Below are 6,113 nucleotides of genomic sequence, written 5' to 3'. Positions count from 1 at the left end.
GTTTCGCAATATATTCGAAACCGCCATGGCCCAGCTTGTCCGCCTCCACAGCCGCATACCGCCGTCGGTCCTTCTCCGACAAGCGCGCGTACAGCCGCTTCATCCGCGTTTCAACCTCAGCCCGGTAACCAGCCTGCATCGTTTGTCCTCCAGAGGCATCACATCTTACCCGCGTCGCTTTGCGCACGCCAGGTCCACTTCGGGAAGTTATTTCTCACTCGTTCCTTAGCGCGGGCGTGGCGCACCTACGTACTGCATAATTTGACGATCCACCAGGGATTGAATTCGGAGGGTGCTTATGAAATTGCTCTGCCTCCTTCTCGCTACGCTGCTCCCCATCGCTGGTGGCACCAGCCTCGCCTTGGCGCCTACAGTCCAGTCGGCACCGGACCACGTTTGGCTTTTCCAGGGTGACAGGTTCATTAGCCAAGCGGACAGCGTCTGTTGGTGTGCGGGCATGCTTCAGCCTGGCGAGGCCATGGTGTATGCCCGTAGCCGGGTCTTGCACAGGCGTCGCCCCGATACCAAGAAAGCATGAGACCGCCGTGCAGCCGGCCTCCGTCCGTCTATGGCGCGGCATCCGTAATCTGCCGTGGGCCCACCTCGCGGCGGCGCTTGCCGTTGCGGTGCTTTCCGCAGCGGATGCGCAGACGCCGGCATCCGGCGTCGGTGCCCAGACCTCCGCGGCAGCAAGCACCCGGCCCGCTGAGAAATTTGAAGGCAGAAAGCGCGAGCGAAGAAAGGAGCGGGAAGAGCAGCGCCAGCGGGAAATTCGCGAGGCCGACAAAGCAGAGCGGAAAGCGGACTGACTGCCCGACCTTCGACCATCGCGAGCCATGGCGCGCGCGCGGCCAACCGGGCTTGTAGCAGAAAAGCCTCGCTGCACCCGCGGTCCCACGAGAAACCGATTGCGCGACAACAGGGCGGTTTGGTATGCTTCGCCCCGTCTTCACCACAGGGTTTTCCCCATGGACAGTTGTTCTAGTCGGCGCCAAGCCGAACTCTGAACGGCTAGTCAGCAAGGCGACATCTCGCCACTGCCTAGCCGATAGCGGCGGGTAGTGGCATCCGAGCGGGTTCTCCGCGCGGCCATCTCCCGGTTTCTCGTTTGTGACCTGCACCTGAAAAATCAGTGCTGGGCGAAGTCCGCCCGCGCCTTGGTTTTCGTGCACCGTCGCGCAGTGCCTACGCGCGCCTATAGAAGAACGCGTGAGGGAGGGTTCATGTCGTTTGTTACCTATCTTCAGCTTGCCTTGGCTGCCCTGACCTTTTTGAAGGGTAGCGGTTGGCCACGCCGTCTGCGCATGGCGATCCTTGGGCCATTCTTCGCCCTGGGCCTGACGTCGGTGCATGCCGCCCAGGACGCCGGTGACACGGTTGGTATGACTCAGGCCGCCAACCCGGCTGAAGACATTTTTGCGTTTCACGGGCAGGCCACGTATATCTGGCAGCGCAAGCCGTCCTTTGGTGCCGCCTATTCTGGGGAACACAGCCTTGGCACGGAACGCGCCAAGAGCTATTCGTTCACCAGCACGCTCGATCTCGGGCTGCGTCTTTGGCAAGGCGCGGAGTTCCACTTCAACCCCGAGGTCTCGCAGGGTGTGCCATTTTCCGGCCTGCATGGTCTGGGCGGTCTGAGCAACGGGGAGCTGGCCAAGTCGTCGGGTACGAATCCCACTTTCTATCGCGCCCGCGCGTTCGTGCGCCAGACCTGGGGCCTCGGTGGTGGGGAAGAGAAGCTCGAGGCCGACTTCAACCAGTTCGCGCGGACTGTGGACCAGCAGCGCGTCGTGCTGACCGCCGGCAACTTTGGCGTGCTGGATGTCTTTGATGTGAACCCCTATGGTTCCGACCCGCGCACCCAGTTCATGAACTGGTCTTCTCTAACGCATGGTTCGTTTGACTATCCGGCCGACGCACGCGGCTACAACTGGGGCGTATCGCTGGAGTACATTGGCGATAGCTGGTCGGCACGGATCGGGCGCTTTCTGCAGCCGCAGGAATCCAACGGCCTCGAACTCGATACCCGGATGTTTGAACACTACGGGGACATGCTCGAGCTGGAGAAGCGATACAGCCTGGCTGGCCGCCCCGGGCAGGCGCGCCTTCTGCTTTGGCGCAACAAGGCCAGGATGGGCAAGTTCAGCGACGCGCTGGCGTTCGGCCGCGCCAACGGCGTGACGCCAGATGTGGCCGACGTGCGGGCCGAGCATGCCAAGATGGGCATCGGCGTGACGTTGCTGCAGGAAGTCAACGATGCGCTGGGCGTGTTCTTCCGCGCGAACATGTCAGATGACAAGACCGAGACCTATGCCTTTACCGAGATCGGCAAGCAGGTCGCCGGCGGTGGCACGCTCAAAGGAAAGGCGTGGGGACGACCCAATGACGAACTCGGGGTGGCCGTGGCGGTGAACATGCTGCGGTCCCCGCATCGGGACTATCTGGCTGCCGGCGGTCTGGGGGCCTTCCTGGGCGACGGTGCCTTGCGCTATGGGCCCGAGCAGGTGCTGGAAATCTACTACAGCCTGCAACTGCTGAAGGCCTTCAGTATCAGCCCGGATTTCCAGTACATCCGCAATCCAGGCTACAACCGGGACCGTGGCCCCGCCAAATTCTTTGGCGTGCGCTTGCATGCGGAATTCTGAGCGGCACCCCTTGCCCTAACCCATTCTCTCAGGAGGCGCCATGGATCCCGACCCTAGCTCGCGGCAACGCTGGCGCCGCCGCGAACGTCGCTGCACGTCGATTGGCATGAGCCCTTCCGCGCCGCGTTGAACGCGCGGCGTCGGGCGGTTGGTGAGGGTTGACCGGGATTCGCAAAAAATCCGCCACATCTCCGCTAAGCTGCTGATTTGAATGCGAAATCGATCGATGGATCGAGTGGCGGCACGCGCCGCTGCAGGTCGAGCAGGTAATCGCCGAACCGATTGATGTGCTCGCGCCGATAAGGCGACAACGCCTTGAGGACTTCGGCATTCACCGGGTGCCCGCGCTCCTGCAAATCCTTGAGCTTGCGCGACATCCACTGAACGTTGTGGAGGATGACCATGTTGGCAACCAACTGGTTGTACTTGATCACCTTGCGTTGTTCGTGTCGTAGATTTTCGGCGATGATCCCGTCGCCACCAAACATCAACCACTGCGCGAAGTCATTGAATTGCTCGCTCTTGTTGGTCGCGGCGTGAATAGTGCGCCGGAGCTCCGGGTCGTTCAGGTACTTCAGCAAGAACAGCGTGCGGATAACGCGGCCGAGTTCCCGGAAGGCGAAGTAAAGCTTGTTCTTCGTGCTCTCCGAACCGAGCCGGCGCAGGATGGTCGACGGTGTCATCTTGCCGGCCTTGATCGAGACGGCAACCCGCATCATGTCAGGGTAGTGTCGTTGGATCAGGTCCCAGTCGACGGACTGGCGGCACAGGCGCTCGATATGGTCGTATCGTCGGCGCCGGTCCGCCTTGTATAGCACCAAGTCCTTGATATTCCGCATGCGCGGCATTAGGTTGATGCTCAGCAGGTAGGACAGACCAAACACCGGCCCGCTCTGCGCCTGAGTGTCACCGTGAATGGTATCCGGCTGAATCTCAGAGCCATTTTTGATGAGGCCGTCCAGGATGTACACCGCCTCATGCACACCGCACGGAATGAAGTTGCTGAAGAGCGCGATGTACATGTCGGAGACATGGTAGTAGCCTATCCCACCATACCCGCCATAACGGATGTGATACTCCGACAGCAAATTCTGCTCATACAGCGTCCATTTTGTTCCATCCGCGGACGCGCGTTTGCCACTGCCCCAGTATTTCGGTAGCGCGAACTGATTGTATGCGTTGATGACCTTTACGATGGCTTTGTCGAGCCGTTCCTCCGTGACGTGACGCAGGTTCAGCCACGCAATTTGCTTGCGGCTTAACCCCTTAACGGACCGAGCCGTTTGGCTCGGCCCCAGATTGCAGCCGTAGCAAAACAGCGTGCAGATAACTCGCTTGCGAGGGTCATCGAGCTTGGCATCGAAGCCGGACAATGGACCGAACAGTCTATGCAGATTGAGCCATTGCTCCGTTTCGGTCAGTACGTCAAGGATGCTGATCTGCGGCATCGATGCGGTGATGGCCTGGTCGATCAGCATCATGTTGGGCGGGTCTGGCGCCTTGCCGGGCCGGTGGATGATCAGCCCCTGTTCGCCAAACTCGATGCCGTCGTTCTCGGGGAAGTTGGCATCCACCTCGTCGAGGGCTGTGCTCAGTTTGTCCGACAATGTTTTGACGAAGCTCTTGCCATCCGTTGGTAGGCCCACGATGTCACAGTAATGCGGTAACTCCCGTTCGAACACCTCCTCGGATACCTGATGGAGGCGAAAATCGTCAAAGCGGTCGCTGCCCTCCACGTAAAGGTCACCCGAGCTCAGTTCACGCATGACCTGATCGAACACGCAAAGCTCAAAGTATCTGCGATGGAGCAGACGACTACTCCGGCTGTCCGGAAAGATGGCTTTCTCCCACTTGGCTGGGAGCCAGTCGAGCGGAAGGTTCAGTAGATCGTCGTCCGTAAGGTGCAAATGTTCGCGGTGCGAGGCCCGGAAGCCCTGTATCCAGGCCAGCGCCACCAAGACCGTCTTGTCCTGCGAACTGGATCTGAGCGGCAAGACCTCAAGGCACTGAAAGAGCAGGGAGCGCTGCTGGCGGTATGGCGCGAGCATGAATGGAAGATCGAAGTTGCCAGCGTACGCGATATGCTCATTGCAGCGGGCAAGCGCACCTGCTGCATCGTTACCGAGGACCTCACGCACCTTATCCAGCCGGAAGATATCGGCAATGCCGTCATCCTCGAGAACCTGCAGCACATCACGGAACTGGCTGACGAGGTCTTCCAAGGAGTCGGCATGTGCGAGCTGATATTGTTGCAGTCGGGTCCGGGCGAGGCCCTCGAGCTTGCGCATGACCTTGATGAAGATATCGGCCACATCGTCGAGCGCCTTCTGCAACTGCGCATGAATAAAGAGCACTGCTAAAGCGAATCGTTTGGCTGGCTTGAGCGACTTAAGCTCAGCAATGTCAAGCGCCCGGGCCTCCGTCACCAGTTGCGTGCGTTTGGACACGGAAAGCAACGCTGGTGCCTGTGGAAGACCGTCGGCCAGGGCTCGCAGGGACTGGATGTGTTTGAGGAAGCTTGCGATTTCGCGTGCGGCGGGGCGCTTGGGCTCGCGCTTGAGCTGGTCCCAACCAGATTGATCGCCCTGACCGCTAAACAACGCCTCAATCCGAGCGATCTGCGAGCCATCGAGCGCGTCAGCGATCGCACGATAGATGGCTTCATTGCATCGGCTGCGGGCCTGGGTGGCCATTCGGTGAAGGCTGGCTAATGGGGGCAGTTCGCACCGTAGCCGGATCAGCTCTTCAATCAACACGTTGATGATGTCGGGCAATTCGACCTTGGTGTGCGCTGCATCGGTTGCGAGCGTCTCCAGCCATTTCAGCGTGTTGGCGTCGACCGGCCGAATGTGGAGATACCCGCGTAGCAACTTCTGATGGCGGGAGCGGGTGCCAGAGGCATCGTAGCGCTTGACGGTTGCGCGGGGCAGGGCAGAGGTTCGCAGTGCTGCGCGCACGTGATCGATCACGATAGGTGGCACGTCAACCAGCATGGGGAAGTAGCCAAGGCGCTGCAGCAGTTTGAGCTGCACGAGAATCAGGACAGTCGTTGAGGTGCGACGGGACTGGCTGCGCGCGAAGCGGATCTCGGTCGGTGTCGGCGTGAACACAGCGTCGAGTTCGGCAGCGGTAAACTCAGCCGGCAGCATCGGATAGGCGGTATCGTGGATTTGGGGCATCCTTAGGAACGTGCTCGAAATAACTTCCCGCTATGCGGCGTTCCGTGAGCGGATGCTGTAGTTCCACGCAGGCAAGGTTGAGTCGTACTCGATGTTCAGTGAAGCACGGACGCAACGAGTGACTGTCCGTCCGGCTTCATAGACTCCGTCAAGAATGTCAGCAGTAACTTTCAGTCCGGTTTTTGTGCAGGCTTTTTCGATCAGTTCACGAACCAGACTAACGCTGCTGAAGACTACGCCAGCACAGGCTCGCGTAATGTGTGGAAACACGCGGTGCTCGATCGGATTA

3 protein-coding genes and 1 pseudogene are annotated in these 6,113 nt (G+C 60.0%); 2 read left to right on the top strand and 2 right to left on the bottom strand.

Annotated features, from left to right (window positions below; genetic code table 11):
• Positions 1-545: 545 nt before the first annotated feature.
• Both A3A5_RS0110750 and A3A5_RS0110745 read left to right on the top strand, forming a co-directional pair.
• Positions 546-809: a hypothetical protein gene (locus tag A3A5_RS0110750; RefSeq protein ID WP_018310582.1), complete on the top strand. Its 264-nt coding sequence runs from the start codon at positions 546-548 to the stop codon at positions 807-809.
• A 414-nt stretch (positions 810-1,223) separates the two neighbouring features.
• Positions 1,224-2,645 (top strand): carbohydrate porin, encoded by a 1,422-nt coding sequence (locus A3A5_RS0110745; protein WP_157637190.1) that lies wholly within the window; start codon positions 1,224-1,226, stop codon positions 2,643-2,645.
• 194 nt (positions 2,646-2,839) lie between these two features.
• Here the strand turns inward: A3A5_RS0110745 and A3A5_RS0110740 are convergent, their stop codons facing one another.
• Complete coding sequence (locus tag A3A5_RS0110740) at positions 2,840-5,824, bottom strand: Tn3 family transposase (protein ID WP_018310580.1); 2,985 nt, start codon at positions 5,822-5,824, stop codon at positions 2,840-2,842.
• Between the two features lie 30 nt (positions 5,825-5,854).
• Positions 5,855-6,113, bottom strand: a pseudogene (locus A3A5_RS41200) (ISAzo13 family transposase); the annotation flags it as partial.

It is taken from the genome of Cupriavidus sp. UYPR2.512 (assembly GCF_000379565.1).
GTDB lineage: Bacteria > Pseudomonadota > Gammaproteobacteria > Burkholderiales > Burkholderiaceae > Cupriavidus.
This window is presented reverse-complemented; position numbering and strand designations above follow the sequence as displayed.